Annotated in this window: 34 protein-coding genes; 16 read left to right on the top strand and 18 right to left on the bottom strand. The window is 46.7% G+C overall.

The features are described 5' to 3' along the window. Window positions 1–20 precede the first annotated feature (20 nt). Window positions 21–791 (top strand): SDR family oxidoreductase, encoded by a 771-nt coding sequence (locus tag CWI81_RS04600; protein WP_126784053.1) that lies wholly within the window; start codon window positions 21–23, stop codon window positions 789–791. 8 nt (window positions 792–799) lie between these two features. Here CWI81_RS04600 and CWI81_RS04595 read toward each other — a convergent pair whose 3' ends face one another. Then, the gene (locus tag CWI81_RS04595) at window positions 800–1,258 is read right to left on the bottom strand and encodes a hypothetical protein (protein WP_126784051.1); all 459 of its coding nucleotides are present in this window, start codon (window positions 1,256–1,258) and stop codon (window positions 800–802) included. Window positions 1,259–1,333: 75 nt separating this feature from the next. On the opposite strand from CWI81_RS04595, the gene CWI81_RS04590 reads away from it, so the two are divergent. The 6 genes from CWI81_RS04590 (at window position 1,334) to glnS (ending at window position 6,181) form a co-directional block, all read left to right on the top strand. Continuing rightward, window positions 1,334–1,597: a hypothetical protein gene (locus CWI81_RS04590; RefSeq protein ID WP_126784049.1), complete on the top strand. Its 264-nt coding sequence runs from the start codon at window positions 1,334–1,336 to the stop codon at window positions 1,595–1,597. 12 nt (window positions 1,598–1,609) lie between these two features. Then, window positions 1,610–2,005, top strand: a complete 396-nt coding sequence (locus CWI81_RS04585) for a hypothetical protein (RefSeq protein ID WP_126784047.1) — start codon at window positions 1,610–1,612, stop codon at window positions 2,003–2,005. 18 nt (window positions 2,006–2,023) lie between these two features. After that, entirely contained in the window at window positions 2,024–2,785 is a 762-nt protein-coding gene (locus tag CWI81_RS04580; protein ID WP_126784046.1) for a 5-oxoprolinase subunit PxpA, read from the top strand. 4 nt (window positions 2,786–2,789) lie between these two features. Beyond that, window positions 2,790–3,503 carry a 5-oxoprolinase subunit PxpB gene (gene pxpB / locus CWI81_RS04575; RefSeq protein WP_126784044.1) on the top strand — a complete coding sequence of 238 codons (714 nt, stop codon included), beginning with the start codon at window positions 2,790–2,792 and terminating at the stop codon, window positions 3,501–3,503. Next, on the top strand, window positions 3,496–4,434 hold the full coding sequence (locus CWI81_RS04570; RefSeq protein ID WP_126784043.1) for a 5-oxoprolinase subunit C family protein: 939 nt from the start codon (window positions 3,496–3,498) through the stop codon (window positions 4,432–4,434). The genes pxpB and CWI81_RS04570 overlap by 8 nt, the downstream gene beginning before the upstream one ends. A 64-nt stretch (window positions 4,435–4,498) precedes the next feature. After that, window positions 4,499–6,181, top strand: a complete 1,683-nt coding sequence (gene glnS / locus CWI81_RS04565) for a glutamine--tRNA ligase (protein ID WP_126784042.1) — start codon at window positions 4,499–4,501, stop codon at window positions 6,179–6,181. 6 nt (window positions 6,182–6,187) lie between these two features. Here the strand turns inward: glnS and CWI81_RS04560 are convergent, their stop codons facing one another. The 6 genes from CWI81_RS04560 to CWI81_RS04535 all read right to left on the bottom strand — a co-directional run bounded on the left by CWI81_RS04560 (window position 6,188) and on the right by CWI81_RS04535 (window position 9,684). Beyond that, window positions 6,188–7,225, bottom strand: coding sequence for a saccharopine dehydrogenase family protein (locus tag CWI81_RS04560; protein WP_126784040.1), 1,038 nt, complete (start codon window positions 7,223–7,225; stop codon window positions 6,188–6,190). Beyond that, entirely contained in the window at window positions 7,225–7,671 is a 447-nt protein-coding gene (gene fur / locus CWI81_RS04555; RefSeq protein WP_126784039.1) for a ferric iron uptake transcriptional regulator, read from the bottom strand. Before fur ends, CWI81_RS04560 begins: the two co-directional genes overlap by 1 nt. A gap of 63 nt (window positions 7,672–7,734) precedes the next feature. Next, window positions 7,735–8,265: a flavodoxin FldA gene (gene fldA / locus CWI81_RS04550; protein WP_126784037.1), complete on the bottom strand. Its 531-nt coding sequence runs from the start codon at window positions 8,263–8,265 to the stop codon at window positions 7,735–7,737. A 3-nt stretch (window positions 8,266–8,268) separates the two neighbouring features. Continuing rightward, on the bottom strand, window positions 8,269–8,592 hold the full coding sequence (gene ybfE, locus CWI81_RS04545) for a LexA regulated protein (protein ID WP_126784036.1): 324 nt from the start codon (window positions 8,590–8,592) through the stop codon (window positions 8,269–8,271). Between the two features lie 29 nt (window positions 8,593–8,621). Then, the gene (locus tag CWI81_RS04540; RefSeq protein WP_126784034.1) at window positions 8,622–8,837 is read right to left on the bottom strand and encodes a DUF2788 domain-containing protein; all 216 of its coding nucleotides are present in this window, start codon (window positions 8,835–8,837) and stop codon (window positions 8,622–8,624) included. A gap of 70 nt (window positions 8,838–8,907) precedes the next feature. Next, the gene (locus CWI81_RS04535) at window positions 8,908–9,684 is read right to left on the bottom strand and encodes an alpha/beta fold hydrolase (protein ID WP_126784032.1); all 777 of its coding nucleotides are present in this window, start codon (window positions 9,682–9,684) and stop codon (window positions 8,908–8,910) included. Window positions 9,685–9,774: 90 nt separating this feature from the next. On the opposite strand from CWI81_RS04535, the gene CWI81_RS04530 reads away from it, so the two are divergent. Next, window positions 9,775–10,263 carry a replication initiation regulator SeqA gene (locus CWI81_RS04530; RefSeq protein WP_126784467.1) on the top strand — a complete coding sequence of 163 codons (489 nt, stop codon included), beginning with the start codon at window positions 9,775–9,777 and terminating at the stop codon, window positions 10,261–10,263. Further along, on the top strand, window positions 10,263–11,903 hold the full coding sequence (gene pgm / locus CWI81_RS04525; protein ID WP_126784031.1) for a phosphoglucomutase (alpha-D-glucose-1,6-bisphosphate-dependent): 1,641 nt from the start codon (window positions 10,263–10,265) through the stop codon (window positions 11,901–11,903). The genes CWI81_RS04530 and pgm overlap by 1 nt, the downstream gene beginning before the upstream one ends. Here the strand turns inward: pgm and CWI81_RS04520 are convergent, their stop codons facing one another. Then, entirely contained in the window at window positions 11,904–13,193 is a 1,290-nt protein-coding gene (locus CWI81_RS04520; RefSeq protein ID WP_126784030.1) for an MFS transporter, read from the bottom strand. A 178-nt stretch (window positions 13,194–13,371) separates the two neighbouring features. On the opposite strand from CWI81_RS04520, the gene CWI81_RS04515 reads away from it, so the two are divergent. After that, entirely contained in the window at window positions 13,372–14,496 is a 1,125-nt protein-coding gene (locus CWI81_RS04515; RefSeq protein ID WP_126784028.1) for a DUF2066 domain-containing protein, read from the top strand. Between the two features lie 23 nt (window positions 14,497–14,519). Further along, window positions 14,520–15,248, top strand: a complete 729-nt coding sequence (gene hda, locus CWI81_RS04510) for a DnaA regulatory inactivator Hda (protein WP_241970340.1) — start codon at window positions 14,520–14,522, stop codon at window positions 15,246–15,248. Here hda and CWI81_RS04505 read toward each other — a convergent pair. Genes CWI81_RS04505 through arsC form a run of 3 tightly spaced genes read right to left on the bottom strand, consistent with a single transcriptional unit; the run spans window position 15,245 to window position 16,588 of the window. Then, window positions 15,245–15,652: a DUF2069 domain-containing protein gene (locus tag CWI81_RS04505; RefSeq protein ID WP_420809713.1), complete on the bottom strand. Its 408-nt coding sequence runs from the start codon at window positions 15,650–15,652 to the stop codon at window positions 15,245–15,247. The two genes, hda and CWI81_RS04505, sit on opposite strands and share 4 nt — an antisense overlap. 10 nt (window positions 15,653–15,662) lie before the next feature. Beyond that, a complete protein-coding gene (locus CWI81_RS04500) occupies window positions 15,663–16,241 on the bottom strand; it encodes an NAD(P)H-dependent oxidoreductase (protein ID WP_126784024.1) in 579 nt (192 codons plus the stop codon). Then, window positions 16,241–16,588: an arsenate reductase (glutaredoxin) gene (gene arsC, locus CWI81_RS04495; protein ID WP_126784022.1), complete on the bottom strand. Its 348-nt coding sequence runs from the start codon at window positions 16,586–16,588 to the stop codon at window positions 16,241–16,243. The genes CWI81_RS04500 and arsC overlap by 1 nt, the downstream gene beginning before the upstream one ends. A gap of 86 nt (window positions 16,589–16,674) precedes the next feature. Here arsC and CWI81_RS04490 point away from each other — a divergent pair, with 86 nt between their 5' ends. Beyond that, entirely contained in the window at window positions 16,675–17,163 is a 489-nt protein-coding gene (locus CWI81_RS04490; RefSeq protein WP_241970339.1) for a TlpA family protein disulfide reductase, read from the top strand. A 10-nt stretch (window positions 17,164–17,173) separates the two neighbouring features. Here CWI81_RS04490 and bepA read toward each other — a convergent pair whose 3' ends face one another. After that, on the bottom strand, window positions 17,174–18,622 hold the full coding sequence (gene bepA / locus CWI81_RS04485) for a beta-barrel assembly-enhancing protease (RefSeq protein WP_126784021.1): 1,449 nt from the start codon (window positions 18,620–18,622) through the stop codon (window positions 17,174–17,176). 138 nt (window positions 18,623–18,760) lie between these two features. Here bepA and CWI81_RS04480 point away from each other — a divergent pair, with 138 nt between their 5' ends. After that, window positions 18,761–19,831: an AI-2E family transporter gene (locus CWI81_RS04480; RefSeq protein WP_126784019.1), complete on the top strand. Its 1,071-nt coding sequence runs from the start codon at window positions 18,761–18,763 to the stop codon at window positions 19,829–19,831. Here the strand turns inward: CWI81_RS04480 and bcp are convergent. Then, complete coding sequence (bcp, locus tag CWI81_RS04475; RefSeq protein ID WP_126784018.1) at window positions 19,828–20,301, bottom strand: thioredoxin-dependent thiol peroxidase; 474 nt, start codon at window positions 20,299–20,301, stop codon at window positions 19,828–19,830. The two genes, CWI81_RS04480 and bcp, sit on opposite strands and share 4 nt — an antisense overlap. A 157-nt stretch (window positions 20,302–20,458) precedes the next feature. Between bcp and dapA the strand changes: the two genes are divergently transcribed. From dapA to purC, 3 genes are read left to right on the top strand one after another with little or no spacing between them, the layout of a single operon-like run. Further along, entirely contained in the window at window positions 20,459–21,349 is an 891-nt protein-coding gene (dapA, locus tag CWI81_RS04470) for a 4-hydroxy-tetrahydrodipicolinate synthase (RefSeq protein WP_126784017.1), read from the top strand. Beyond that, complete coding sequence (gene bamC / locus CWI81_RS04465; protein ID WP_126784015.1) at window positions 21,349–22,446, top strand: outer membrane protein assembly factor BamC; 1,098 nt, start codon at window positions 21,349–21,351, stop codon at window positions 22,444–22,446. Before dapA ends, bamC begins: the two co-directional genes overlap by 1 nt. A gap of 19 nt (window positions 22,447–22,465) precedes the next feature. Continuing rightward, a complete protein-coding gene (gene purC, locus CWI81_RS04460; RefSeq protein ID WP_126784013.1) occupies window positions 22,466–23,182 on the top strand; it encodes a phosphoribosylaminoimidazolesuccinocarboxamide synthase in 717 nt (238 codons plus the stop codon). On the opposite strand, the gene CWI81_RS04455 is transcribed toward purC, so the two are convergent. From CWI81_RS04455 to CWI81_RS04435, 5 genes are read right to left on the bottom strand one after another with little or no spacing between them, the layout of a single operon-like run. Continuing rightward, window positions 23,179–23,379, bottom strand: coding sequence for a DUF2897 family protein (locus CWI81_RS04455; protein ID WP_126784011.1), 201 nt, complete (start codon window positions 23,377–23,379; stop codon window positions 23,179–23,181). The two genes, purC and CWI81_RS04455, sit on opposite strands and share 4 nt — an antisense overlap. Beyond that, the gene (locus tag CWI81_RS04450; protein ID WP_126784010.1) at window positions 23,343–24,065 is read right to left on the bottom strand and encodes a M15 family metallopeptidase; all 723 of its coding nucleotides are present in this window, start codon (window positions 24,063–24,065) and stop codon (window positions 23,343–23,345) included. The genes CWI81_RS04455 and CWI81_RS04450 overlap by 37 nt, the downstream gene beginning before the upstream one ends. Next, window positions 24,059–25,219 (bottom strand): succinyl-diaminopimelate desuccinylase, encoded by a 1,161-nt coding sequence (dapE, locus tag CWI81_RS04445; RefSeq protein WP_126784008.1) that lies wholly within the window; start codon window positions 25,217–25,219, stop codon window positions 24,059–24,061. Before dapE ends, CWI81_RS04450 begins: the two co-directional genes overlap by 7 nt. Before the next feature lie 3 nt (window positions 25,220–25,222). Further along, window positions 25,223–25,567 carry a Spx/MgsR family RNA polymerase-binding regulatory protein gene (locus CWI81_RS04440; protein ID WP_126784007.1) on the bottom strand — a complete coding sequence of 115 codons (345 nt, stop codon included), beginning with the start codon at window positions 25,565–25,567 and terminating at the stop codon, window positions 25,223–25,225. Beyond that, window positions 25,564–26,055: a PTS glucose transporter subunit IIA gene (locus tag CWI81_RS04435; RefSeq protein ID WP_157983293.1), complete on the bottom strand. Its 492-nt coding sequence runs from the start codon at window positions 26,053–26,055 to the stop codon at window positions 25,564–25,566. The genes CWI81_RS04440 and CWI81_RS04435 overlap by 4 nt, the downstream gene beginning before the upstream one ends. Between the last annotated feature and the right edge of the window lie 206 nt (window positions 26,056–26,261).

Raw genomic sequence — 26,261 nt, 5'->3', positions numbered from 1 at the left:
AACAATAAGAGAGCGATAATATGTCTCAACAACGTAATACGATTTTAATTACTGGAGCTAGTTCTGGTCTGGGGCAAGGCATGGCCCGCGAGTTTGCAGCGCAGGGTAAAAACTTATGCCTGTGCGCACGTCGGCTTGATCGGCTGGAACAGTTAAAACAAGAGCTACAAAGCGAGCACCGCAACATTACTGTAAGCATTAAGACACTGGATGTGAATCAGCACGACGATGTATTTCGGGTGTTTCAGGAGTTTAAGCAAGAACTTGGTACTATCGACCGTTTTATTATTAATGCTGGTATGGGTAAAGGCGCTGCTATTGGTACCGGTTACTTTAAAGCGAATAAGGCGACGGCGGAAACCAACTTTGTTGCCGCTTTAGCGCAGTGTGAAGCAGCGATGGAGATTTTACGCGAGCAGGAAGCAGGACATCTGGTGACTATTTCCTCGATGAGTGCTTTTCGAGGCCTGCCGCGAGCAATGACGGTTTATGCTGCGACGAAAGCTGGTCTGGCCTCATTGACCGAGGGTATTCGGGCCGATTTGTTGAAAACCTATGGCAGTAACAGCCCGATTAAAGTTTCGACGATTTTTCCCGGCTATATTCGTTCAGAGATCAATGAGAAGGTTAAGAACACCCCCTTTATGATAGATACCAAAACCGGTTGTCGGCTATTGGCCAAAGCGATTAACAAAGAGCCGGTAATAGCCTATGTCCCACGTTGGCCTTGGGCTTTGATGGCCTTTCTGATGAAACGTCTACCGTTAAAGTGGGTACTGAAGCTAAGTTAACATAGACCTTAGCTTTCGCAGTTGGCGGTTGCTTGTTTGTCAATCGCCACCGCCACACTTTCACTTTTACCGGCTGGTGTGTGATACAAAAATACCGGCTCTGCCAGGTTCATTTCTAACCGATCGCCGTCGTGAATGACTCGCAAACGTTGGCTTTCCATGACTAAACTGATGCAGCTAGGGGATTGTGTGGTCATCATGCGCTGCCATTTATTGTTAGCAGGCTCCAGCAGCCACAGCTCGTGTCCTTGCCACTGCTTTTGCGCGCCACGTTGACACTGGTAGTGGTGGATTTCGGCCGCATTATCGTCGGTTTGCACTAACTGTTGCAGTTCACAGTCCTCTTCGTTCGGTAAATCCGGCGCCATCGCGGTATACTGATAAACGATGATGCTGATAACAATAACCGCAAAGGTTATACCGGCCGCTGCAATCAGTAGTGCCGCCTTTTTTAGTACTTTCATCATGTCCAACTTTTATGGTCTGCAAAAACACGCTATCGTAATGCTACGACCAAAGCACAATAACAACAAGGAGTCTTTATGTGGCAACGTGTATTTGCCATTTTAGTGGTCATTGTAGGGCTGTTAATGGCGGTATTGGGTGTGGTCAGTGAGGAGCTTGATACTTATATCCGTTCACTGGGCGCTTTAATTATGCTTGTCGGAATTATTTGGTTGTACCGTCAGCCGTCATCAAGGCTGGAGCGCGAAGGTGAAGTGCCACCGTTGCGTTGGTATCAGTCACCAATACTTTGGGTTCCGATTGTTGGCATCATTATTTTTCTTATTAGCTTGGCACTCTAGGACCTGGCAACAATGAATTTATCCAAACGTATTGTTATTTTAGCCGGTGCGGTCGGTTTGTTTTTTTACACCGCAACACAAGATCAGTTGGTTGCTGCAATTGCTGAATACCAACTGGGTTGGTACAAATTAGGTGTTCCAATCGCCTGGGGACTGGTGTTGGGCGGGGTGTTAGCACTGTTAAAACTGCGCAAGGCAGAGTCGTGGCTTGGGCCAATTACGCTGGTGTCTCAGGGCATAACAACGATGGGGATTATTGGCTCAATCGCGGTCTTCGCTAAGCATCAGTTGCTAGTGGTAACGCTGCCGAGCCTGCAAATAGCGACCATCGGTATTGGCCTGTACGTTTTTTGTATTAGTTTTAGCCGGTTGCTGGGCGATGTCGAAGCGCGCACAAGCAAAAAATAAAGGTGCTAAGATTAGTTTATGAATGACGCAAAGATTACCTTGAACGCAGATATTGGTGAAAGTTTTGGTGCCTGGAAAATGGGTGACGATCAACTGATCATGCCACACATTGACTGGGCTAATGTTGCCTGCGGCTTTCATGCCTCGGATCCGTTGACGATGTTGGAAACCGTAAAGCTGGCTAAACAGCACCAAGTGTCAATTGGAGCGCATCCTTCATACCCGGATTTAGTTGGGTTTGGGCGCCGCCACATGGCCTGTAAGCCAGACGAAATTACCGCTATGGTGCAGTATCAGGTTGGCGCGTTAAAGGCGATAGCCAATGGGCAACATATGTCAGTAAGCTACGTAAAGCCACATGGCGCGCTATACAACGATATGCTAAGTGATGGCAATATATTCGACGCCGTTTGTGGTGCGATAAGTGCTTTAAAGCAAAAGTCGGAACAGCCATTACCATTAATGATTATGGCAACTCCTGAAAACCATGCTTGGTTGATGCGAGCTGAAGAGCATGGCGTAGAGCTCATTTTTGAAGGGTTTGCCGATCGGGCATACGACGACAATGGTCGTTTACGCTCGCGTCAATATTCTGATGCTGTTTACGACAATGATGAACAAATTATTGAACAGGGGCGGCGTTTTAACGCGGGAGAGCCCATTATTAGTATTAATGGAAAATCATTGAACATTAAGATTGACTCGTTGTGCGTGCACGGCGATAACCCTAAAGCTATTTCAACCATCGAAAAACTTCGCTCACTACTCGTTGGTGATTAACGCTATGCGCGAAATGAATGACTTCCCGAAACTATTAAATGCCGGTGCTGATGCCTTAATTGTCTGTTTCTCTGAATCCATCAGTGAAAGGGATAACCAACAGGTAATAGCTCTTCAGCAGAGTTTGGCAGAGAGTGATTTGCCCATTTTTGATTTGGTACCAGCCTACTCATCGTTGATGGTTTACTACGATGTTACCCGTATTACCGAACAACCGTTGCGAGAGGCGTTACAGCCTTATATCGCAGATAGCCAGCTGACAAAGGGGCAAGAGCAGGGTCAGTTGCATACCATTGATGTCTATTATGGTGATGAAGTAGGTCCGGATTTAACCCGGGTGATGGAAAGACATGAATTGAGCCAGGAAGAAGTGGTTCGGCAGCATACCGAATCTCCATTTCGGGTTTACGCACTTGGTTTTGCGCCGGGCTTTGCCTACATGGGGACATTGCCTGAACCATTAGTCATGCCGCGGTTAGAGCGGCCGCGGGAACGAATCCCGGCGGGTAGCGTGGCAATTGCTGAGCAACAAACGTCAATTTATCCGCTACAATCACCCGGTGGCTGGAACATTATCGGCCGTACAGCGCAATCTCTTTATCAACCACAAAATGGCATTATTAGTTCATTAAATGTCGGTGATAGTGTGCAGTTCCGGGCAATCAGTAAACAACAGTTTGTCGACAGCGGTGGAGATTTGGAGGGGTTTGATGATTGAAGTTATTGAACCTGGCTTGCAAATGACGCTGCAGGACTTCGGTCGCTTTGGTTATTTAAGCAAGGGTCTGACGCGGGGTGGTCCTGCCGATGAAAGCTCGTTTTTGTGGGCGAATAAACTATTGGGCAATCGATTTGACGCCGCTCAATTAGAGGTCACTTTAGGCGGCGCTAAATTAAAGTTCCATAAGGATTGCAGCTTCGCCATTACTGGCGCTGAAGTTAGTGTAAAACTGGACGATGAAAGCTTAGAAAACTGGCAGAGTTATACCGCAAGAGCGGGGCAGGTGTTAAGTCTTGGTCAGGCACAACATGGCTTGCGAGCCTATCTCGCGATAGCCGGTGGGTTCGATCATGATCCTCAATGGGGGAGTGTTGCGACAGTGACTCGTGAACGGGTTGGTGGACCTAATAGCGACGGTAAACCGATTGCTGCTGGTCAGCAGTTGCACGGGGGCACTGTGGCCGACGTTGTCAATCGCCGAGTTAGCTGGCAGTACCGGCCAGACTACAGTAAAACCCCAGCTCTTGGGCTTATCCCTGGTAATCAATACGATCAGTTTCCGGACGAGTCGAGAGAAAAATTTTGTTATGGCGACTTTTCTATTGATAACAGCAGCAATCGGATGGGTGTACGGCTAAAAGGTGAAGAGCTGAAATATGAGGGTAAAGGTATTATTTCTGAAGGGATTAATATTGGTTCGGTACAGGTACCGCCGAATGGCGAGCCAATCATTATGTTGTGCGATCGTCAGACCTTAGGTGGTTATCCTAAGCTGGGCACCATCAGCCCATTGGACATTAGCCGACTGGCACAATGCCGACCGGGAGATAAAGTTCGCTTTACGCGAGTAAAAATAGACAAAGTACAACAGCAGTTAGCCCGCTATTACCGCTTTTTTGATGTCCAGCTAGCTTGTCAGAAGGCCTAGAAACTGCGATCATAGCCGGTTATTAACACCTTAATTTTAGCTTGTAGTTGGAGAAAGTAGTCTCATGGCAGATACCGAACACCGGCCGAGTAATTTTATTCGTCAGATTATTGATAAAGATTTGGCCTCTGGTAAGCACACACAAGTGCATACCCGCTTCCCGCCAGAACCTAATGGCTTTTTACACATTGGTCACGCGAAATCTATTGTGTTGAACTTTGGTATTGCCGAGGACTACCAGGGTAGCTGTAATCTGCGTTTTGACGACACTAACCCGCTAAAAGAAAAAGTGGATTACGTTGAATCGATCAAAAAAGATGTTGCCTGGCTTGGCTATGGCTGGGAAGGTGAACCGAGATATTCATCGAACTACTTTGAACAGTTGCATGCGTATGCAGTGGAACTGATCGAGAAGGGTCTGGCCTACGTCGATTTCTCTGACAAAGACGTTATGCGCGAGATGCGCGGCACTCTAAAAGAGCCGGGTGTTAACAGCCAGTATCGTGATACCTCAGTCGAAGAAAATCTTGAATTGTTCCAACGTATGACTGCTGGAGAATTTCAAGAGGGTGAATGTTCGTTACGCGCGAAAATCGATATGAGTTCGCCGTTCATGTGTATGCGCGATCCAGTTATTTATCGGGTTCGTTTTGCTCACCACCACCAGACCGGTGACAAGTGGTGCGTTTACCCAATGTACGACTTCACACATTGTATTTCTGATGCTCTGGAAGGTATTACCCACTCTTTATGTACGCTGGAGTTCCAGGATAACCGTCGCTTGTACGACTGGGTACTGGACAATATCAGTATTGATTGTCATCCGCAGCAAATTGAATTCTCCCGATTAAATCTGCAATACGCGGTAATGAGTAAGCGGATTATTAATACTCTGGTTGAAGAAGGTAAAGTTACCGGCTGGGACGACCCACGGGTACCAAGTATTGCTGGTTTGCGTCGTCGTGGTTACACACCGGCCTCTATTCGTGAGTTCTGCCGTCGTATTGGTGTTACCAAAATGGATAATCAGGTAGAAATGAGTATGCTCGAAGCCTGTATTCGCGATGATCTTAACGAAAATGCGCCGCGAGCTATGGCGGTGATGGAACCGATTAAACTGGTTATCGATAACTATCCGGCTGCCGAGACAGAATTGTTAGACGCACCTAACCATCCAAACAATCCGGATATGGGGTCACGTCAGGTCACATTCAGCAAAGAGCTCTACATTGAGCGCGAAGATTTTCGTGAGTCTGCGAATAAGAAGTTCAAGCGACTGGTGCTGGATAAAGAAGTGCGCTTGCGCAATGCTTACGTGGTACGCGCCGATCGTGTTGAGAAGGATTCGGATGGTAACGTAACTACCGTATACTGTACCTACGACCCCGACACTTTAGGTAAAGACCCAGCTGACGGAAGAAAAGTAAAAGGCGTCATTCACTGGGTTTCTGCAGAGACTGCAAAGGCTGCTGAATTTCGTGTTTATGATCGGTTGTTTCAGGTGCCAAATCCAGCCGCTGAGGAAGAGCTGTTTTCGACGTTAAATCCTGAATCGTTGATTCTTAAAAAGGGTTATGTCGAAGCTAATCTTGCAGCCGCAGAAGTTCAGCAAGCGTTTCAGTTTGAACGATTAGGCTATTATTGCCTGGATCAAGATGCCGAAAAGGAAGGTCGCTTGATTTTTAATCAGACGGTAGGCTTGCGCGATAGCTGGGCAAAAATAGAACAACAGCAAGCGGCTGAGTAAGCCGCTTTAATCAATCATGTAGTTATCTAAAAGCTTCGCGCCGTATAGGCGCGACGGCGTATAAAAGCCGCCTTTAGGTGAATGCTCCAGGGTATAAATAGCCAACTCGACAGCACCCTCTGCTGTCACTGAATAACCATTTTTTACTTTAACCCGCATCTGCCGGGTGTCACCCTTCGCATTGCTCACTTCACCCCAAACATAAGTTGGATTGTTGTCACGTTCCTTGGCATCGGGGCCTGCCGACTTGGCGTCAATTTTTGTTTTTAGTTTGCGTTGTATCCATTGCCAATTAAAGATAAAACGAACCAAATTCAGACGTTTAAGGCGCTTAATTAAGCGTGGGCTGGCTGGAATGAAAACTTCTATATTGGGAATTTCCGTGGTGTAATAAGCGGTTGAAACATCGCCCCAGGGGATGGTCATTGCCATTTTAGCGCCATGACCAAAATCGATCTCACGCGACTTCCAGGCTAACGGAACAGATTCTATCGCTCCATTAATACGCGCGGCACCACCTTGTCCAAGCCGTTCAACGCTGGTTTTAGCAGTTCCCCGGCTCATTCGAGAGCCTGAATCGAAGCCCAAAGCGAGGTACGTTGCATCTGGCATCTGTGCGTTAAGGCGGGCAGCAACACAATCTGTGGGAATTACGTCAAAGCCCACACCCGGACATATGACAACGCCGGCTTGTTCTGCTCGCTCGGCTAACTGATGTGCATATTCAAATACATCAATTTCGCCAGTGATATCAAGGTAGTGTGTGTTGCTATCAATACAGGCATGCATTAACGATGCGGCTGTTTGACTAAAAGGGCCAGCACAGTTAACCACAAGATCGACATCCGCCAGCTCTTGTTTAACCTGATCAACATCTTGTAGAGAGAAATCGCGGAACGTTAGTTTTAACTGCTCCGCCAGAGATTCAAGTTTGTCGGCGTTACGACCGGCAAGAACAGGAGAATAGCCGCGCTGTTTGGCTTGTCTGGCGATTAACTCACCCGAGTAGCCGTAGGCGCCGTATATCATCCAGCGCAATGCCACTATTCAGCCTCTGCTGCTAGCTTGTATTGGCAGGTATCGCCGCGCTGACATTCGCCATAGAGATAAAGACTGTGGTTGGTTAGCTTTATTTGGTTTTGTTCAGCGATTCGTAGCTGTCGATCTTCGATAATGTCATCTTCGAATTCGAACACATGGCCACAGGTTAAACATACCAAGTGGTCGTGGTGTTCTTTAGCGCTTAGTTCGAATACTGAGCGGCCGCCTTCAAAGTGATGGCGAGTGATAATACCAGCATCATCAAATTGGTTAAGTACTCGATACACCGTAGCCAGACCAATTTCGTCTTTCTGTTCCAGCAATATTTTGTAAACGTCTTCTGCACTTATATGCTGGTTGTCTGGCTGTTTTAGTATTTCCAGAATTTTCATCCGTGGAGAAGTGACCTTTAGGCCTGCTTTTTTCAACTGTTCGTCGTTGGTTGCCATAATATCAGTCGCCAATAAGTTACTTATATTTAAGATAAAGTGTTCTCAGCATACCTTGAACGACTAGTCGTTTGCTAGTTCTGCCAGACACATTTCGTCGTAAACTTGCTGACACCACTTGGTAACCCGTTCTTTAGTCAGCTCGGGTTGACGGTCTTCATCAATACCAAGACCAACAAAATGAGTATCGTCAGCCATACCTTTGGAAGCTTCGAAGTTGTAGCTATCGGTTGGCCAATGGCCAACGATAACGGCGCCACGCGCTTCAACAATATCGCGGATCATGCCCATCGCATCCAAAAAGTACTCTGCGTAATCTTCCTGATCGCCACAACCAAATATAGCAACAAGCTTATCGGTAAAGTCTATTTCTTCTAACTCAGGGAAAAAGTCGTCCCAATCGCACTGTGCTTCACCGTAGTACCAGGTTGGGATGCCCAGCAACAAAAGGTCGTAGCCAGCAATATCTTCTTTGCTCGACTTGGCAATATCTTTAACATCAACCAGCTTTTTACCCAATTCTTTCTGGATCATTTGAGCGACAGCTTCAGTGTTTCCTGTATCACTACCAAAGAAAATTCCAACGGTTGCCATAAATCAATTTTCACCTGATTTGATAAGGTTAACGACTGCTGGCATGACATCGTTGTCTTCCGCCAGCGTGACTTTTAATACGGCTTCAACCAACTCACCTCGACTACAGTCGAGTTGATCAGCGAGTGCTGTCAATTGCTGGTGAAGCTGTTGATCAGTTTTTAATTCTAGCCGCTTTTTGCCCTGTTGGCGGTCGCGTTGTAGCTGACGACGCTTATTGATGCGTAACTGCTCGTTGCGGGGCAACGGGTTAGTACGCGGGCGCCCGCGGCGGGGCTGTTCGACGAAAAGGTCGATAGTTACTTTATCGTTATTTTCTTTTGCCATGAGCTGATTATCTTAAGGTCAGTTCGGAGTTATATTCCAGCTTCCCAAAACACCTGGATAATGCCCTTGGCGATAAAGCCAAAACAGCCAAGAAACAACACCAGCCAGACGATGACGCGGCCAAACTTAGGCACCGCTGATTTTTTAAGTACATCACGGATTGCTAAGCCAATGAGTAAAAATAGGATACCCAAAGTGATGTTGGTCACGAGTATCTCAATTTGTTCATAGTATTCAGCCAACATGAATTATGTACACCTCAGGCTGGGTTAAAATCGCGCTCAGTTTAGCACAGCAGGGCTTAACTGACGACCTTTAGTGCTCAAGAAATTGTCGGACCAAACGGTTAAAGCTACGCGGCTTCTCGGCGTGCAACCAGTGGCCGGTGCCTTCGATCACTTTTACTTCTACATAATTAAACCGTTCTGTAATTGCATCCCGATGAGTCTCTCGCAGATAGTTAGAATCACCGCCTTTAATAAATAATACAGGGCCGGAATAATGGCCTTCGGTAACGGTGCCCGACAATGATTGGTAGTTATCGACGAGGGCATTCAAGTTAAGTCGCCACTGGTAGCTTTCGTCAGTCTTTTGTAAGTTTTTTAATAAAAATTGTCTAACCCCGGCGGTCTTAATAGATTCTTGCAGTTGTTGGTCTGCTGCTTTACGGCTACTTATCTGACCTAAATCCAACTCTGTTAAGGCAGTTAGGATATCATCATGGGTACCGTCGTAAGCAGCAGGGGCAATGTCGGCGAAGACGGCGCTAATGACGCGCTCTGAATAATCCATCGCGACCTGCATAGCTATTTTGCCGCCCATCGAGTGACCCACAACATGGAATTTATCTAATTTTAGCTGATCGCAGGTTGCGATCACGTCGGCCGCCATTTCTGAGTAGGTCATCGACTGACAGTGGGGAGAGTCACCGTGATTGCGGGCATCCACCATAACGCAGAAAAAATCGTCTTGCAGATCCCGGGCGAGGCTTTTTAAGTTGTCTTTATCACCAAATAATCCATGAATAATAATAACGGCTGTATTCGAATCGTCGCCTAAAGTCTGATATTCCAATGTTACTGACTCTGCCATCGTGCTGCCTTTAATGCTAAACTTTGCCATTATTCTCGGGACTTTATGCTGTGCATGCAAGTGCATTTAATGACGGGGTCAAAAAGCGAAATGAAACGCATCGAAGTGGAAGACGATTTATACGCCTATATTGCAGGCCATACGCAACAAATTGGAGAAAGTGCGTCCGATATTTTACGACGTTTACTGGGGTTGGAACCTGTAATCGCAGGTTCTCAGGAATCGGTACAAAGCAGTGTCGAAGACAATGTGTTTAATCGCCTGAACCAGCAGGACGTGAATGTGCAGAAAAGTGTGGTTGCGCGTTTTTTGCATATTTTGAGTATGCTGTACCGTTCCCATCCAGAGCAATTTGATCAGGTGTTGGCCATCCGCGGACGCGATCGTCAATATTTTGCCCGCTCAGAAGAAGAGTTATTGACCAGTGGCAACAGTACTAATCCAAAGCCGATTGAAGGCTCCCCTTATTGGGTGGTGACCAACAATAACACCACTAAGAAAAAATCAATGTTAACGCAAGTAGCAGAGCAGTTGGGTTACAGCAAACCGGAAGCAGAAAAAATCAGGGACTTTTTATAATGGCACTACATGAACGAGCGGGTACTCCAGCGACAACATCCGACTTGACCAATATTGCGCAGCTCACCAGCGCCTATTATGTGTACGAACCGAATCCTCGTAATCCCAAGCAAAAAGTAAGTTTTGGTACGTCCGGGCACCGTGGTAGTGCTTTAACCAGAAGTTTTAACGAAGCGCATATTTTAGCAATTGCGCAGGCAATCTGTGTCTATCGTGAAGAGCAGGGCATTAATGGCCCTATCTTGGTTGGCAAAGATACCCACGCATTGTCCGAATCCGCTTATTTAAGCGCATTGGATGTATTTCTAGGGAATGGCCTCGAAGTAAGAGTGCAAACAGAACATGAATACACACCGACTCCGGCTATTTCGCACGCCATTATTCGGCATAACCGCGACAGCCAGAATGTATGTGACGGGGTTGTGATTACACCTTCACACAATCCGCCTGAAGATGGTGGTTTTAAGTATAACCCACCACACGGCGGCCCGGCAGACAGCAATGCTACTAAGGCAATCGAGAAATACGCGAATGCGCTACTATCGTCGGGATTAATGGGCGTTAATACCTGTGAGTCGGAAGATGTGCTGGAACATCCTAAACTGGTTTTTTGTGACTGGCGAAAAGAGTATGTAGAAAGCCTGGATGACATTATTGATATGCAGGCAATTCAAGCCGCCGACCTTAAGCTGGGTATTGATGCTATGGGCGGCTCGGGTGCTCGCTACTGGCAACAAATTGCTGATTACTACCAGTTAAACATGGATATTCACAATGCTCATGTTGATCCTGCGTTCGGGTTTATGAGCCTGGATAAAGACGGCAAAATTCGCATGGACTGCTCTTCGCCACAAGCAATGGCCGGTTTACTAGCCTACAAAGATCATTACCAGCTGGCTGGCGGCAACGACCCAGATTACGATCGCCACGGTATTGTAACGCCAACTCATGGCTTGATGAATCCAAATCATTATCTGGCAGTTGCTATTGATTATCTGTGCTCTAGTCGCGACTGGGATACTTCGGTGGCCGTAGGTAAAACCTTAGTTTCCAGTGCCATGATCGACCGGGTGGTAGCCGCGCAACAGCGTGCGCTAATGGAAGTGCCGGTTGGCTTTAAATGGTTCGCGCCAGGTCTTGCTGATAATACAATCGGATTTGCCGGAGAAGAAAGCGCGGGAGCTACTTTCCTGGATAAGAAGGGCAAAGCCTGGACCACCGACAAAGACGGAATGGTAATGGTGTTGTTGGCGGCGGAGATTCTGGCTAAAACCGGTAAAAATCCAGGCCAGTATTACGATGAGCTGTGTCAGCAACATGGAACATCGTACTATCGCCGGGTTGATACCGCATCGACGGCTGAGCAAAACAAAGCATTCTCGGGGATTCGAGCTTATAAAATTAAACTGGCGGAGTTTGCTGGCGAAAGTGTTGAAACAATTAGCACTAAGGCACCGGGCAATGATGCCCAGTTTGGCGGTATCAAGCTGAGCACGGCAAACGGTTGGTTTGCCGCACGTCCTTCGGGTACTGAGCCGGTTTATAAGATCTACGCTGAGAGCTTTAATAGCGAAGAGCATCTGGAGCAGATTATTAATGAAGCCCAGCAGTGGGTTTCTAATCTGCTCAGTAATGATTAATTAGCGTTTTAGGACGGCGTTGCCATCAACGTCGTCACTTTCCTCAATATCATCATCCGGCACTTCTTCCGCCATAGACGTTAATAGCTCGTCCGAAGTTTGTGACGGCGCCAACACTGCAAAGCTGCTGTGTAATTGATCTTCTGCTTTGGCACGGCGAGTGATCCGATATAACGAGTACAAGGCTACCAACGCGGTTAGACCGCCCATTAATAAGAAGAAGAAACTAATTGCCCCAAACTGCATTAGAGCGGCTACCGCGGGCGCACCGATAATAGAGCCGGCACCACCAATTTTAATAATGGCTCCGGTGGCACCAACCATCTGATCTTTTTCCAGATAGTCGTTGGTGTGCGCCATGCCCAATGAATAAAGCGGCAAAATGAAGGCACCAAGAATAGCCACGGCGATATAAATTAACATGGCATTGCCAGCTCCCAACTGCGCCAACACGACCGCAGATAGTGCGCCGCCACTCGCACAAATAGCGATAACAAAGCGGCGGTCGATGCGGTCCGATAATAGCCCAAACGGGGTTTGTGATATTAAGCCACCAACAATAAAGGCCGACATAAAGAAGGTAATCTGCACGATGCTTAAGCCAATATAAGACGCATACATAGGGCCGATACCATAAAACATGGCATAGCAGGCCTGCATCACAAATGAGGTAACCACACCAAGCGGTACGGTTTGAAATAGCATTTTAATCGGTACTTTTTTGTTCTCGTGAGTCGTCGGCTCAGCTGTGACACTAATCAGAATTGGGATAAGCGCCAAATTAATCAGCAGAGCGACTATGGCAAAACCGACAAAGCCGGCAGGATCTGCGACACCCAAAATCAGTTGGCCGCCGATTAGACCGGTATAGATGATAACCAGATAGATAGATAACAAAGTGCCACGGCTGCGATTGTCTGCCATGGTGTTCAGCCAGCTTTCAGCAATTACAAATATCCCTGAAATAGCAAAGCCTGTAACAAAGCGCATGACAAACCAAACTACCGGATCGACCCAAATGGCCTGTATTAAAACACTGAATGCGGCAAGCGCCGCAAGGCCACCAAACGAGCGGATATAGCCAACCCGGCGAATATCTTTAGGAGCTCGGGTTGAACCAAACAGGTAGCCTATAAAATAGGCTGACATGATAAAACCGGTGACCAGGGTTCCGAAGTCTTCAATAGTCGCGCGCAAACTCAGCAGGGTACTGGTCATGCCCACACAGACACCGATTAAGCTGATGCTGGTTAGTAATGAACTGATTCCTCGTAGTTGCTTTTTAAGCATGGCCGACCCTGGTGATGAAATTTGCCTAGTATTCTAGCGATGCTGACCGTTTTTGACTAGCGTAACTTGGTTAATATCAGAACTTTACGATTCCCACAGGCTTATCCACAAGTTGTCACTTGCTGATTGTTAAGTGGCTGTTTAAGATGCTCACAGTAACGACAATAAGAGCGATGTCATGCAAACGAACAATCAGACTGATAAATCAAGACGTTGGCTGTTAAATACAACGTTAGCCCTGACGCTGCTTTTGGTTAGCGTGGTCAACGGCTGGCCAGTGCCAGCCCAGGCAAAATTGATTGAAGATTTATACAGTGCTGAGGTGAAAGTATCGTCGCAAGCAGGTCAACAGCGGCAACAGGCGATAAAACAGGCTTTCGACCAAGTGGTGATAAAGCTGACTGGCCGTTCTGAGCTAGTTGAGCATTCAGCAATAAAGCAGGCTAAATCTCAAGTCAGTGATTACCTGGTGCAGTATGGTTATCAAAATACTGACCAGCGACTGACGTTAAAAGCAACCTTTGACGGGCGTAAGCTACGCGAGTTGTTGGCCGATAATGAACTACCGTACTGGGGCAGCCGAAGACCACAGCTGTTGTTGTGGATAGCACGAGAAGACGAAGACGGAAGCCGCGAGCTAATTAGCAGTGGTGATGAATCGATTTTCTCGCAGCAATTGCGTTTTCTGACGACTCAAGCGGGTGTGCCTATGCAGTGGCCACTGCTGGATTTAACGGACAATATGATTATTTCTCCGACCGATGTATGGGGGCGCTTTTTACAGCCTATTAGAGAGGCCAGTGAACGGTACGCAAGTGACGGTATTGTTGTAGCTAAGATTGCTTCGATAGAAAACCCTGAGCAACCTGAAAAGAATTGGCGTCTTGATTGGTATGTTGAGATTGATTCTTTACGTCTTAGCAACGAAGTATACGCTGAGAGCCAGGATTGGCTGGCAGAGCCATTTGTTACCCAAGTTCAACAGCAACTGGCACAAGCCTACAGTGTCGTTAGAACGGAACAGCAAGAGATTGTTACGTTACCGATTATTGTGCAGCAATTGAGTGACTGGCGAGCGGTACTAGAATTGGAAAGCTTTTTAAAATCGATAGCGTCAGTGCAGTCGGTACGGCTGCAGCAGTACTCAGTTGAACAGTCTGAATTTGTAATCGAAGTACGTGGCAATGTTGATCATCTATTACAAAGCATTCAGCTAGACGGGCGCCTGATATCTCAGGAAATAGGGCCTTTTGTCGATCCGCAGCAACAGCAGGCTGCAACTTATAAATGGGATTCGGAATAACAATCAACGCTAATGACACTAACGTGAATATAAAAACGCCGCAGCAATTGCCGCTGCAAGTACAGTTGCCAGACGACGAGTTGTTCAGCACTTATTATGTTGCTGATAATCAGCAAGCAGTGCATTGGTTACACCAGCAGGCAACAGCCTTGGAGCAGCCAACACTCGCGGATCGCTATAGTTGGCTATCGGGGCCCGCGGGCAGCGGTAAAAGTCATTTGCTACACGCCACCGTGGCGGCTGCCAATAATGTCGGTAAACAGGTAATGTACTTGCCGATGAGTGAGTTGTTAGAAATGGAGCATCCTGGCGCTTTGTTGGAGGGATTAGAGCAGTTTGATCTGCTCTGCCTTGATGATATCGATCAGGTGTTGGACTCCGAGAGTTGGTGCTTTCAGCTGTTTGCTTTAATTAACCGGGTGACCGATAGTCAGCATTGCCGGTTACTAATGAGTGCCTCACAAGCAGCGATACAATGCGGGGTAAGATTGCCTGATCTTGAGTCGAGGTTACAGTGGGCTACGGCGTATCAGTTAGTGCCATTGGATGATACCGCTAAGGCAAAAGCTCTGTCATTACGGGCAAGTTGGCGAGGACTGCAGCTGCCAAATGATGTCTCGCAATTTATGCTACACCGGCTGGGCCGGGATATGCAGCAATTACTGGCTTATTTAAATGAACTGGATACAGCGTCGATGGCGCAGCAGCGCCGTTTAACCATTCCATTTGTTAAACAGACGCTGAAAATTTAGCGTTTCTCTTCGGACTTTTTCTTGAGTCCTAAGCCTTGAGCCTTCCCTTGCAGGCGTGCGTAGCCTGTAGCGCCAATGAATGCGCCAGTGGTCAACAACAGTTCGATAACGGCGTACCAAAACTCCTGCGGGTGGGTATAAATGGCGGTTAAACCGTGTAAAAAATAAAACATTAGAATGAAATTAAACCAAGCGTGCGTATATGCTTTTCCTTTTAGCAAGCCCGGCAAAGGCAATAGCAGCGGTACTACCCAGAATAGAAGAGCCAGTGATAGCGGCAGAGTTATAATGTCATCGCTTTGCAGTAGCGAGTGCCAAAGTACCACAAAGATCAATAGGGACCAGTAACATACCTGGGTTAGTACACGGTAAAAGCTGGGTTGTTGCGGCATAAATTTAGCCATAGGGCCCTCGTTAACTGTCAATATCTGAATCGCGACAAACACATGCCAATTGGCACACCCGACGGCCTAACGCCTGCGCCGATTTTTGTTCATTGTCACTGAGAGTTTGTGATTGCTGTAAATGACTAGCTCCGTATGGAGAGCCGCCAGCTTGATCGCCATGTAGGCTTGGTTGCGAGTATGGAATGCCGGTCAAAAACATACCATGGTGCAATAGTGGCAGCGCTAACGACAATAAGGTGGACTCCTGACCGCCGTGCAGCGACGAGGTGCTGGTAAAAACAGCGCCGGGCTTATTAATTAATGTTCCTTTAAGCCATTCATTTGAGGTTGACTCCCAGAATTTTTGTAGGCCTGAGGCCATGTGCCCAAACCGTGTTGGACTGCCCAGGATGAGCGCATCACAGCTGTCGATGTCCGCTTTGGTTATTGCCAAATCTCGTGAACTTGCTGCATCCTGGTCGCTCTCGATGGTGCGTAACAAAGGTTCTCCGTTGGCCTGAGTAACCCCTTCGGCGATGCTATCGGCAAGCCGCTGAGTAGCGCCGCCTCGGCTAAAATAGAGAATCAGAACTTTTGTGGTCGCCATTATAAAATATCCAATACTGATTCGGGAGGGCGACCTATTGCTGCTTTATTGCCGTTAATGACAATTGGACGCTCGATCAGTTTTGGATTATTAACCATGGCGGTGACTAATTTTTCCGGATCGTGCTCATCGGCTAAACCAAGGTCCTTATATATGGTTTCTTTTTTCCGCATCAGATCTTTGGGTTGTTTGTCCAGCATTGCTAAAATACGTTCAATTTCACTGGCATTAGGCGGAGTCTTTAAATACTCTACTACCTCAGGCTGATAGCCTTTTTCTTCTAATAACGCTAGAGTTTGCCGTGATTTAGAACAGCGTGGATTATGGAAAATAGACAAAGTGCTCATGCGATTGACTCTTTATTCGTTTTCGTTAAAGGTAGAGTAATGTTACCGCAATACTTTCTTTTTAGGCAAAAAACGAGAATAAAAAAATGCAAAGTAGGGTAGTAAAACCAACAGTTAGAGCAATAACAACGCGCTGGGCACTGGCCCTATCCATGTTTAGCGTCTTAACAGCTTGTTCACCGCAGCCCGATGTTAGTACAACTAGCGACGAGTCATTGAGTTGGCAGCAACAAGACGGAACCGTGGTAGTAAACTATTTTGCCGAGTGGTGTGCCCCTTGTTTGCGGGAGCTGCCCGAACTGAACGAGTTTTATCACGAGGATGTGGTCAATAATGATGAATTACAGTTAATTGGGGTTAGTTTTGACCCTTTGACCAATGAACAGGTTCATCAGTTAGCTGAACGTCACGGTATTGAATATCCGCTTGCGTTATCGAAACCAGCACCGGCTTTTCCTTTTGAACGACCTAAAATGTTACCCGCAACTTATATAATTAAAGCGGATGGCTCGGTGGAGGGCCCGTTAATGGGTGAGCAAAGTTTGTCTTCGCTACGAGCAGCCGTGGCTGATTAATGACAATCAATCACATCACATCTTCAGCGCGCTGCTGCTGTATTCGTAACTGGTCAATGCGTGCGTTAAGCCGTTTTTGAGTAATGTCGTTATCGGTATGGTTATGCGCGGTATGTAGTTGGTCAATGGCCAGTTTAAAGTTGCCGCGCAGCGCCAGCGCTTCCGCTCGAGTTTCGTACATAGCTGCTCGTGAGGCACTTTTCTCGTAAGCACTGGTGAGTAGATCCAGCGCCAGCACATGGTTTTTATTTTCTAACAGAAAATGCCGTAATAGCTCAATTGAACGCTGAGTTTCACCGGCTTCCATCGCTGCATTAGCGTAATTTAACGTAATGACAGGCTCGTTGGGACTGCGCTGATAAGCATTATTAAGCATATCTAGCGCATCTGAATAGCGCTCCTGAGCCAGCAGAATATCGGTTTGTACGTCTAAAAAGAAGCGATTGCGAGGGTCGGCGTTTAATAGTGGTGCCAGTATTTGTTCCGCTTGTTGCGCCTTGCCGTCGTCTAACGCTCTAATTGCCAACGCATATTGACCGTAGAATTGCATCATTGGGTCGTCAGATTGCGCGTGTTGTTGCAATTCTGAATTGGTATTTGCCTTGGTATAACGAGCATCTATTCGAGCTTTCGCCAGGAAAAACTCAAGACTGGAAGTAACATTAACCTGGCGCATATTTTCAGCCCGAGCCCGAGTATCGGCGATGCGCGACTCTGGCAGAGGGTGAGTCATCAGCATTTCTGGTGGTTTGCTGACGTAACGGTATTTTTCTGCCAAGCGCCCGAAAAAGCTGGGGACGCCGGCCGGGTCGTAGCCTGCGTCAGCTAATACACCCATCCCAATACGGTCTGCTTCTTGTTCGTACAGCCGTGTATAGTTAATTTGTGATTGATTGGACATACCGAGGGTTGTGTACAATCCGGCCGCGCCAGCCTCGGGGCTGGCCATTCCGAGCAGAATAGATCCAACAATGCCAGCAATAGTCATCGGCACATTACGTTGCTGTTCTTGCATGCGCCGCACTATGTGACGTTGAGTGACGTGAGCCACTTCGTGACCGATAACGGCGGCGAGCTCAGACTCGGTATGAGCTTCTTGTATCAAACCAGTATGTACGCCAACGTAACCGCCCATAAACGCGAACGCATTAATTTCTGAATTGTTAATCCAGAAAAAGTTAAATGGGTAACGGACATTGTCGGCATTACGAACCAAGCTTTGGCCAATTTCGGTTAAGTAGCTGTCGAGTACCGGATCAGCGATGATAGGCGCTCTGGCTCTTACCTGCCGCATATAGAAGTCGCCGATTAATTGCTCGCGTTCTATGCTCATAAAGCTGGCGCCGGTGGTGCCGATTTGTGGCAGGCGGTTATGCTCTTGCGCGGCCGCGGTAGTACACGCAATAGTCAGAACCATTGCGGTGAGTAAACTGGTTAAAAATTGACTGATGGCAGGCATCTACAGCTCTTAAATTACCAAAACATTAATGATGAGATAGAAAATACGATGTTTAGTTCCTTTTTTTAACTGTATGGGGTTATGGAAAGATTGCAAGGGCTGATACTATTTATCTATTGGCCTTAAGGTGAAAAAGCTATGATCAACTATATAAAGCAGTGGTACAACCGGAAATTTTCCGATCCCAACGCCGTTACACTGTTCCTGTTACTAGTATTTACTGTTGCTATTATTGTTTTTTTCGGCAGTTTAATGGCCCCGATTTTAATCGCGGTAGCACTCGCTTATTTACTGGACTGGCCGGTTATGCGGTTTATGTCGATAGGCATGTCCAGGCTTGCCGCAACCATTGTTACCTTTACTTTATTTATTGCTTTGGCTGTTGTCGTGTTTTTCACGCTTATTCCGCTTGTCTGGCAACAAAGCACGACTTTAATCACTGAATTACCGGATATGGTAACTAACCTGCAAGTCTGGTTGCACAAGCTGCCGGAGTTGTTTCCAACCATCGTCGATCAAAATCAAATAAACGAATTAATGCAAGGTTTAAAACGACGGGTAGTCGGTATGGGAGAGCAGCTATTAACGTTGTCACTTAACTCGTTGGTTAATGTAGTGACAATCATGGTGTATTTAATTGTAGTGCCGTTGTTAGTGTTCTTTATGCTTAAAGATCGCGATGAGTTGATGTCGCATTTTAGTCGGTTGCTTCCCTCAAATCGGCAATTAATTAGCCAGGTTGGACAAGAAATGAACCTGCAAATTATGAACTACATCCGTGGTAAAGCGATAGAAGTCGTTGTTGTTACGGTGGTCACCTTTTTTACCTTTTTCTTATTCGAGCTGCGCTACGCCTTATTACTGTCAATTCTAGTCGGATTGTCGGTTCTGATTCCATACATTGGTGCAGCGGTAGTTACGTTGCCAGTATTACTAGTGGCGTTATTTCAGTTTGGTCCTAGTGCTACTTTTGCCTGGATCGCAGTTGCCTACCTTATTATTCAGGCGCTGGACGGAAATCTTTTAGTACCTATTTTATTCTCTGAGGCGGTCAGTCTTAACCCCGTCTATATTATTGCCGCCGTAGTTATATTTGGCGGTATTTGGGGTTTTTGGGGAGTATTCTTTGCGATACCTCTGGCCAGCCTGGTTAAAGCCGTACTAACAGCGTGGTCCAGCGGTATCGAAGAACAACGAGCTAGCCCTTAAGCGTCTTCGCTTAGGGCTTCCAGCACCACTTCGTGGTGGTTTTTGGTTTTAAACTTATCAAAAACCTTGCTGATAGTTCCGTCTTGTTCGACTAAAAAGCTAATGCGATGAATACCATCGTACTCTTTGCCCATGAATTTCTTCGGACCCCAAACGCCAAACTCATCGGCGACTTTATGGTCTTCGTCACTTAATAAAGTAAAGTTTAACTCATCTCGTTCGGTAAATTTGGCGAGGCGCTTTGGCGCATCTGGGCTAATCCCCACCGAAATCACATTATGTTTGGCTAGCTGGTCGCGGGCATCCCGCAGATTTTGTGCCTGTACTGTGCAGCCAGGTGTCATCGCTTTCGGGTAAAAATAAACTAAAACCCGGTTTTGTTTAAGTAGTTCGCTTAATTCTACGGCTTCTTCTTTGGCATTAGGTAACTGAAATTGTGGGGCTTTATCACCCGCTTTTAAGCGTTCCATATATTTCTCCTCGGTTGAGTCCAGTAACTATAGGATACCTGAGCTGTTTCCGGATTAAAAATTCATGGAACCATTGGTGTTAACTGCGTTCCTAGTCTTGTCTTTATAATGGTGTGCCATTACCATTATAAACCGCAAATTTTGATACGGAGTGGTTATGCTTAAAGGTAGTATTGTTGCGTTAGTAACACCTTTCACCAAATACGGCAATATCGACTATAGCGAACTCGAATACTTGGTAGATCGGCATTGTGAGGCTGGAACGGATGCTATCGTCGCTGTTGGTACAACGGGCGAATCGACTACCTTAAGTCATGAAGAGCACATCGACGTGGTCGGTGCGATGGTTGAACTTAGTAAAGGCAGAATTCGGGTAATTGGTGGTAATGGCTCCAACTCTACTAGTGAGGCCGTGCAATTAACTGAAAAGATGATGCATTTGGGCGTTGATGGCTTTTTGAATGTAACCCCGTATTACAACAAACCGTCTATGGCCGGGTTATTAGCTCACTATCAAGCGTGTGCCGAAGCCAGCGATAAGCCGCAAATTCTTTACAATGTTCCCGGCCGCACGGCTTTAGATATGACGCCAGATATGGTTGAGCAGTTAGCCGCTATCGATAATATTATTGGTATAAAAGAAGCGACAGGTGACATTAGCCGGGTAGCAGAGCTAAAACGCCGTTGTGGGGATGACTTTATTTTACTCAGCGGGGATGATCCAACAGCTAGAGAATTCATGCTGGCGGGTGGTCATGGAGTTATTAGTGTTACGGCGAATGTGGCGCCGGCACAGATTAAAGCTTTGGTAGATTTAGCAACTCAAGGCGATCGTGAACAGGCAGAACTTATCGATAGCAAACTTGATGCACTGCATCAGGTGCTTTTTGTTGAATCTAATCCTATTCCGGTAAAATGGGCATTGGCTTTGATGGGCTGGTGCAGTGCTAATTACCGGTTGCCGCTAACACCTCCAGAAGCGCAGAACCAAGAAAAGATAGAAGCTGTGTTGGCCGAACTCGATTTATTAAATTCTCAGGAGTCGTAATGAAATTAACCCGCGTAGCTACCTTAGTAGCCGCCGCTCTTGCTGTTTCAGCTTGCAGTTCATCCCCTAAAGATCAAGCGAGTGGGGACTTCGACTACGCAAAGGCACAACAGCCTGGCAAGCTGGAAATACCGAGTCAACTGGATCGGCCATCAGGCCAATCTAACTATCAGATCCCAGTTGAGCGGGAGTTTGAAGGGCCTATCGGTCAGCAGGTCAATGTTAGTTCCCCACGTTTAATTCGCACGGTAGCCTCGGGCAGTCGAATGCTGGAAGACGAGCAACAATCAACGGTTTATTTTGATGTTGTTGATGGCATGGATAATGATGTTGTTAATTTTGTCTGGCAGGCTACTAATAACGTGTTGCAACGCCATAAGTTGCAATGGGAAAAAAATAACGAAGATACTTGGATAACGAAACCGGTAAATACTGTTTCTGAGTTTGAAATTGAAGATCAAGACGCCAGTTTCTGGAGCTTTTCTGATGAAACTGACTACAAAATTGAAAATAGCTTTCGTTATAAAATTCAGCAGAACCCCGCAGACCATCGTCGTACAACCGCGCTAACTATTGAATTGACAGACGCTGAACAGCTGAAAAATGGAAGTCCTCAGGCAATTCCCGAGTTAACTCGAAATAATATCGAAGTAGATTTGCTGAATAAGATTATCTCCGAAGTCAATCGTTTGCAGCAGCAGGCTGTTGCCGGGCAGAGGAATCAGCAAATACCGCTTGAATTGGCGGTTAATAAAAGTAACGAACCAGCGTTTATTATGGAGTTGGACTTTGATAACGCATGGCCGTTAACTGGTTTGGCGTTAGAGAAAATTGGGTTAAGGGTTGACGACCTTAATCGGGATACCGGTGTCTATTATGTAGAGTATAGCGAGCCGGAGTCCGGTTTCCTGTTTATCGGTGGCGACGATTACGAGCCGCTTGATATCGAAGAAGGCGATTATGAAGTTCGTCTGGTAGAATTTGGTGATGATACGTCAGTTACTGTAATGCTTGATGGTGAGCCGGTTTCAGAACAGTGGCTACAGGCGATTCAAGGCGCATTTGAAAACGCTCTACAAGAGCAAAATAAACGTTAATATAAGGTACTACCGAGTCATGGAAAAACGCAGCGAGTTGTATCGCGGAAAGGCAAAAACAGTTTATGAAACTGACGATAGCTCACGATTAGTGCTGGAGTTTCGTAACGATACATCGGCATTTGACGGCGAAAAAGTTGAGCAGTTAACGGATAAGGGAATGGTTAATAATCGTTTTAATCATTTTATTATGACGAAACTCGAAGAAGCGGGTATTCCGACGCAACTTGATAAGCTGCTAAGTGATAAGGAATCATTAGTTAAAAAATTGGATATGATTCCGGTCGAATGCGTGGTGCGTAATGTCGCTGCGGGCTCGTTAGTAAAACGCCTGGGGGTGAAGGAAGGCACGGACTTGAATCCTCCGACTTTTGAGTTTTTCTTAAAAAATGACGCGTTGCACGATCCTATGGTAAATGAATACCACATTCAGGCGTTTGGTTGGGCAAGCAAAGATCAAATCGAACAGATGAAAGTACTGACTTTTAAAGTTAACTCAGTACTGAAAGCGTTGTTTGAAGAAGCAGGTCTGATACTGGTCGATTATAAGCTTGAGTTTGGCGAATTTGACGGGCAAATCATGTTAGGTGATGAGTTTACACCTGACGGTTGCCGTTTGTGGGACGCTGAAACGCGTGAGAAGCTGGACAAAGACCGTTTCCGCCAAGGCCTTGGCGGAGTGGTAGAGGCATACCGCGAAGTCGCCAACCGGTTAGGGGTTGAATTCCCTGACTAACCCGAGCGTTTATCGTCGCGGTTTGTTTTTACTGAACCAACGTCGGTCGAGTCTTCGTCCGGCGTTTTTTCATTTCTATCGTTATCATCTTTTGGGGTTGGCCATTTGAACTTGCTGGTGTACTTAAGCACCATTAAATTACTGGCAATAACACCAACCACTAAAACGATGATGAGCCACACCAGGTGTTGGTCCATCCGTTGTCCTCGCAAATGTTGTTAATATAATTTTTGTAGATGTCGTTAATATGTTCGAGTATCGTCGATTGCCCCTCGATTTCAAGTGATCTAATCAGTTCAATTAACGCATCAACAGTTAATTGCTGCTGCAGTTTATTGGCAACCGGTCGATAGCTCAGGTGCCAGGGCTCTTGAGCTATCCCGCCTTGATAGCGAGCATAGGGAAAAAAGAAGCCATATTCATGTGCATGTTCGCTTAACCATACCCATAAATTGTAACAGGGACCCTTGGGGTCGCAATATTCAGCTGGTATCAGCTGTAAGCTGCTATCACTGTCGGCGAGCCCTCTGGCATCATAGATGTCAAGGTCGGTGCCCCAGTGGTGGCGACTAGCGCCGGGAAGTGCAGACCAATGAAGTATTGCGGTTAACTTCTCCCGGTTGGTTAATGAGTTAACATCTAAAGAGCTTCCGGTTTTGTCTAGCAGCGGTAACTCACCTCTCCATTTACGGTTCCAAATCGCGAGCTGGCGCTCTAGCGAGCGGAAGCCCGAGGCTATATTCATATTGATACTTTGTTCACTCGCAGCTTGCTTCAGGCGTTGATAAGCTGCTGCCGTATCGGCTTGCAACGAGTGCTGTTCCGATGGCACCGGTTGCAAGTGTGTCTGTGTCTGTCCGGTTAGTTCGGCAAAATTCAGCATGGCTTATTAGTCTCATCTTCTAATAGCTGCTGAAGACAAGCCACATAAACCTCTGTTAATAAATCCAGATCGCTGGCTTTAACGCATTCATTTACTTTATGAATGGTTGCGTTAACAGGCCCTAATTCAACGACCTGAGCGCCGGTCGGCGCGATAAAGCGACCGTCAGAGGTGCCGCCCGCAGTAGATAGTTGCGGGGTATAGGGGCAACATCGACTAATAGCTTGAGTTACCGCATTAACTAACGTGCCAGGCTCGGTCAAAAAGGGCGGCCCGTTAAGTGTCCAGTTGATATGGTAGTCCAGCGAATGCTCATCGAGAATACTTGCAACACGCTGCTTGAGCTGCTCGGCGGTGAGCTCTGTTGAAAAACGAAAGTTAAACTGTACGTCTAGCCGCCCCGGAATAACGTTACCTGCGCCAGTACCAGCATGAATATTGGATATCTGGAAAGTTGTTGACGGAAAATATTGATTGCCGTGGTCCCACTGTTCAGTGGCCAACTGGTGCAACGCAGCAGCTGCGGAATGCACTGGGTTACTGGCCAGATGAGGGTAGGCTACGTGACCCTGTACACCATGTACGGATAGGTCACCGGTTAAGCTGCCGCGTCGACCATTTTTGACCACATCACCTAACTGCTCAGTACTTGAAGGTTCGCCGACAATACACCAATCAATTTTTTCCTGGCGTTGCTCTAAGGTTTTAATGACGCGTTTGGTGCCATTAATAAAAGGCCCTTCCTCGTCACTGGTTATTAAAAAAGCAATATCAAAAGGCAGTTCAGGGTGTGCCTGGATAAACGTTTCTACTGCAACCACCATAGACGCCAAGCTGCCTTTCATGTCCGCTGCGCCGCGGCCAAAAAGATAACCATCTTTGAGTGTTGGCTCAAATGGCGGAGTATCCCAGTCAGCCGGATCGCCTGGGGGTACGACGTCGGTATGACCTGCAAAACAGAATAGCGGTTTGCCGTCTTTCGGTTCGCCACGGCGAGCCCACAAATTAGTGGTGTCTTCGAATACCATGGTTTCTAACCGAAAACCTAACGCCGCCAGTCGTTCTCCAATCATTTGCTGACAACCTTCATCAGCAGGTGTTACTGATGGCCTGGAAATCAGTGCTTTGGCTAAATCGATAGTCGCTGACTGCATAAATTATACGTACCTTTGTTGCCAACTAGCGTCGTTAAACCCGACGTGTGTGCCGTGCTCATCTTGTACCAGAGGTCGTTTAAAGAGAGTGGGCTGCGCTGCGATTAACTCTGCGACTGTGGTGTTGTCAGTTAACTCTTTTTGTTGTTCAGTTAATTGGCGCCAACTGGTGCTGCGTTTGTTAATTAACTGCTCGGCGGGCACTTGACGCAGCCATTGCTCAACTTCGTGGGCGGTCAGGGGCTCTTTTCTGACGTCCCGAAACTGGTAGGAAACATTGTTGTTATCCAGCCATTTAAGTGATTTCTTAACGGTGTCGCAATTACTAATACCATGCACTGTGATCATTTGGATTCCTGCTCTAGCTCGAAAATAGGGGATTCTTTAGCACTTACCGCGCCGCTGTCTCGCCAGCGAATGTTTAGTTTAGATGATGTGAATTGCGTCGGCACTTCAAGTAGTAATGTTAAATAACGCTGTTGTTTATTACCAGCTCGCAACAGTGGTTGATTAACTGCCAGTAGTGGTTGATTGCCCTCAATCGAGTGATTTTCTTTAACCAGCCGCTGCAACGCCGGATTATGGCTAAACTCACGGCCACTGCCAATTATCAGGGTCAGAGTAACGCCACTGTCGTGTCTTAAGCGAATAAAATCACCACTTGCGCTACTTGCCGTAATAGTTCCATTAAAAGGCGCGTAGAGTTTGCTGCCGCTCATCTCAAGCAGCGGACCCTCGCCAAAAATTTGGTTGGTTGCCATCGGTGACGGAGGCTCGTTAGTGGTAACGATACGGCCACTGGCAGGCGAAAAAATAGGAAATAACTCTGTCAACACGATTACGGCTCGGATAATGAATATGATCGTATCTTGGCAAACCTTGGATGGACCTGCAACTGTATCCACATTATCTGTGGATATCTTTGTGAACTACACGCATGTAACTCTATAAGGTGTTGTAAAATAACATAAAATTTCGATGACTAGTAAACGTACAATCGGCCTTTAATTGGTTATAATAACAGCACGCTGTTGATAGGAGA

It is taken from the genome of Idiomarina seosinensis (assembly GCF_003987275.1).
Classification (GTDB): Bacteria; Pseudomonadota; Gammaproteobacteria; order Enterobacterales; family Alteromonadaceae; genus Idiomarina; species Idiomarina seosinensis.
This window is presented reverse-complemented; position numbering and strand designations above follow the sequence as displayed.

Excerpts from the sequence above, each read along its gene's own strand:
- arsC (WP_126784022.1), bottom strand. The coding sequence starts at position 16,588 with ATGAGCACTTTGTCTATTTTCCATAATCCACGCTGTTCTAAATCACGG.
- pxpB (WP_126784044.1), top strand. The coding sequence starts at position 2,790 with ATGCGCGAAATGAATGACTTCCCGAAACTATTAAATGCCGGTGCTGAT.
- pgm (WP_126784031.1), top strand. The coding sequence starts at position 10,263 with ATGGCACTACATGAACGAGCGGGTACTCCAGCGACAACATCCGACTTG.
- glnS (WP_126784042.1), top strand. The coding sequence starts at position 4,499 with ATGGCAGATACCGAACACCGGCCGAGTAATTTTATTCGTCAGATTATT.
- CWI81_RS04515 (WP_126784028.1), top strand. The coding sequence starts at position 13,372 with ATGCAAACGAACAATCAGACTGATAAATCAAGACGTTGGCTGTTAAAT.
- CWI81_RS04500 (WP_126784024.1), bottom strand. The coding sequence starts at position 16,241 with ATGGCGACCACAAAAGTTCTGATTCTCTATTTTAGCCGAGGCGGCGCT.
- CWI81_RS04440 (WP_126784007.1), bottom strand. The coding sequence starts at position 25,567 with ATGATCACAGTGCATGGTATTAGTAATTGCGACACCGTTAAGAAATCA.
- CWI81_RS04580 (WP_126784046.1), top strand. The coding sequence starts at position 2,024 with ATGAATGACGCAAAGATTACCTTGAACGCAGATATTGGTGAAAGTTTT.
- CWI81_RS04455 (WP_126784011.1), bottom strand. The coding sequence starts at position 23,379 with ATGGACCAACACCTGGTGTGGCTCATCATCGTTTTAGTGGTTGGTGTT.
- ybfE (WP_126784036.1), bottom strand. The coding sequence starts at position 8,592 with ATGGCAAAAGAAAATAACGATAAAGTAACTATCGACCTTTTCGTCGAA.
- CWI81_RS04450 (WP_126784010.1), bottom strand. The coding sequence starts at position 24,065 with ATGCTGAATTTTGCCGAACTAACCGGACAGACACAGACACACTTGCAA.
- fldA (WP_126784037.1), bottom strand. The coding sequence starts at position 8,265 with ATGGCAACCGTTGGAATTTTCTTTGGTAGTGATACAGGAAACACTGAA.
- bepA (WP_126784021.1), bottom strand. The coding sequence starts at position 18,622 with ATGCCTGCCATCAGTCAATTTTTAACCAGTTTACTCACCGCAATGGTT.
- CWI81_RS04600 (WP_126784053.1), top strand. The coding sequence starts at position 21 with ATGTCTCAACAACGTAATACGATTTTAATTACTGGAGCTAGTTCTGGT.
- bcp (WP_126784018.1), bottom strand. The coding sequence starts at position 20,301 with ATGGAACGCTTAAAAGCGGGTGATAAAGCCCCACAATTTCAGTTACCT.
- CWI81_RS04540 (WP_126784034.1), bottom strand. The coding sequence starts at position 8,837 with ATGTTGGCTGAATACTATGAACAAATTGAGATACTCGTGACCAACATC.
- CWI81_RS04585 (WP_126784047.1), top strand. The coding sequence starts at position 1,610 with ATGAATTTATCCAAACGTATTGTTATTTTAGCCGGTGCGGTCGGTTTG.
- CWI81_RS04490 (WP_241970339.1), top strand. The coding sequence starts at position 16,675 with ATGCAAAGTAGGGTAGTAAAACCAACAGTTAGAGCAATAACAACGCGC.
- CWI81_RS04595 (WP_126784051.1), bottom strand. The coding sequence starts at position 1,258 with ATGATGAAAGTACTAAAAAAGGCGGCACTACTGATTGCAGCGGCCGGT.
- CWI81_RS04570 (WP_126784043.1), top strand. The coding sequence starts at position 3,496 with ATGATTGAAGTTATTGAACCTGGCTTGCAAATGACGCTGCAGGACTTC.
- fur (WP_126784039.1), bottom strand. The coding sequence starts at position 7,671 with ATGGCAACCAACGACGAACAGTTGAAAAAAGCAGGCCTAAAGGTCACT.
- dapE (WP_126784008.1), bottom strand. The coding sequence starts at position 25,219 with ATGCAGTCAGCGACTATCGATTTAGCCAAAGCACTGATTTCCAGGCCA.
- bamC (WP_126784015.1), top strand. The coding sequence starts at position 21,349 with ATGAAATTAACCCGCGTAGCTACCTTAGTAGCCGCCGCTCTTGCTGTT.
- CWI81_RS04520 (WP_126784030.1), bottom strand. The coding sequence starts at position 13,193 with ATGCTTAAAAAGCAACTACGAGGAATCAGTTCATTACTAACCAGCATC.
- CWI81_RS04480 (WP_126784019.1), top strand. The coding sequence starts at position 18,761 with ATGATCAACTATATAAAGCAGTGGTACAACCGGAAATTTTCCGATCCC.
- dapA (WP_126784017.1), top strand. The coding sequence starts at position 20,459 with ATGCTTAAAGGTAGTATTGTTGCGTTAGTAACACCTTTCACCAAATAC.
- CWI81_RS04590 (WP_126784049.1), top strand. The coding sequence starts at position 1,334 with ATGTGGCAACGTGTATTTGCCATTTTAGTGGTCATTGTAGGGCTGTTA.
- CWI81_RS04535 (WP_126784032.1), bottom strand. The coding sequence starts at position 9,684 with ATGGCAGAGTCAGTAACATTGGAATATCAGACTTTAGGCGACGATTCG.
- CWI81_RS04530 (WP_126784467.1), top strand. The coding sequence starts at position 9,775 with ATGAAACGCATCGAAGTGGAAGACGATTTATACGCCTATATTGCAGGC.
- CWI81_RS04505 (WP_420809713.1), bottom strand. The coding sequence starts at position 15,652 with ATGGCTAAATTTATGCCGCAACAACCCAGCTTTTACCGTGTACTAACC.
- purC (WP_126784013.1), top strand. The coding sequence starts at position 22,466 with ATGGAAAAACGCAGCGAGTTGTATCGCGGAAAGGCAAAAACAGTTTAT.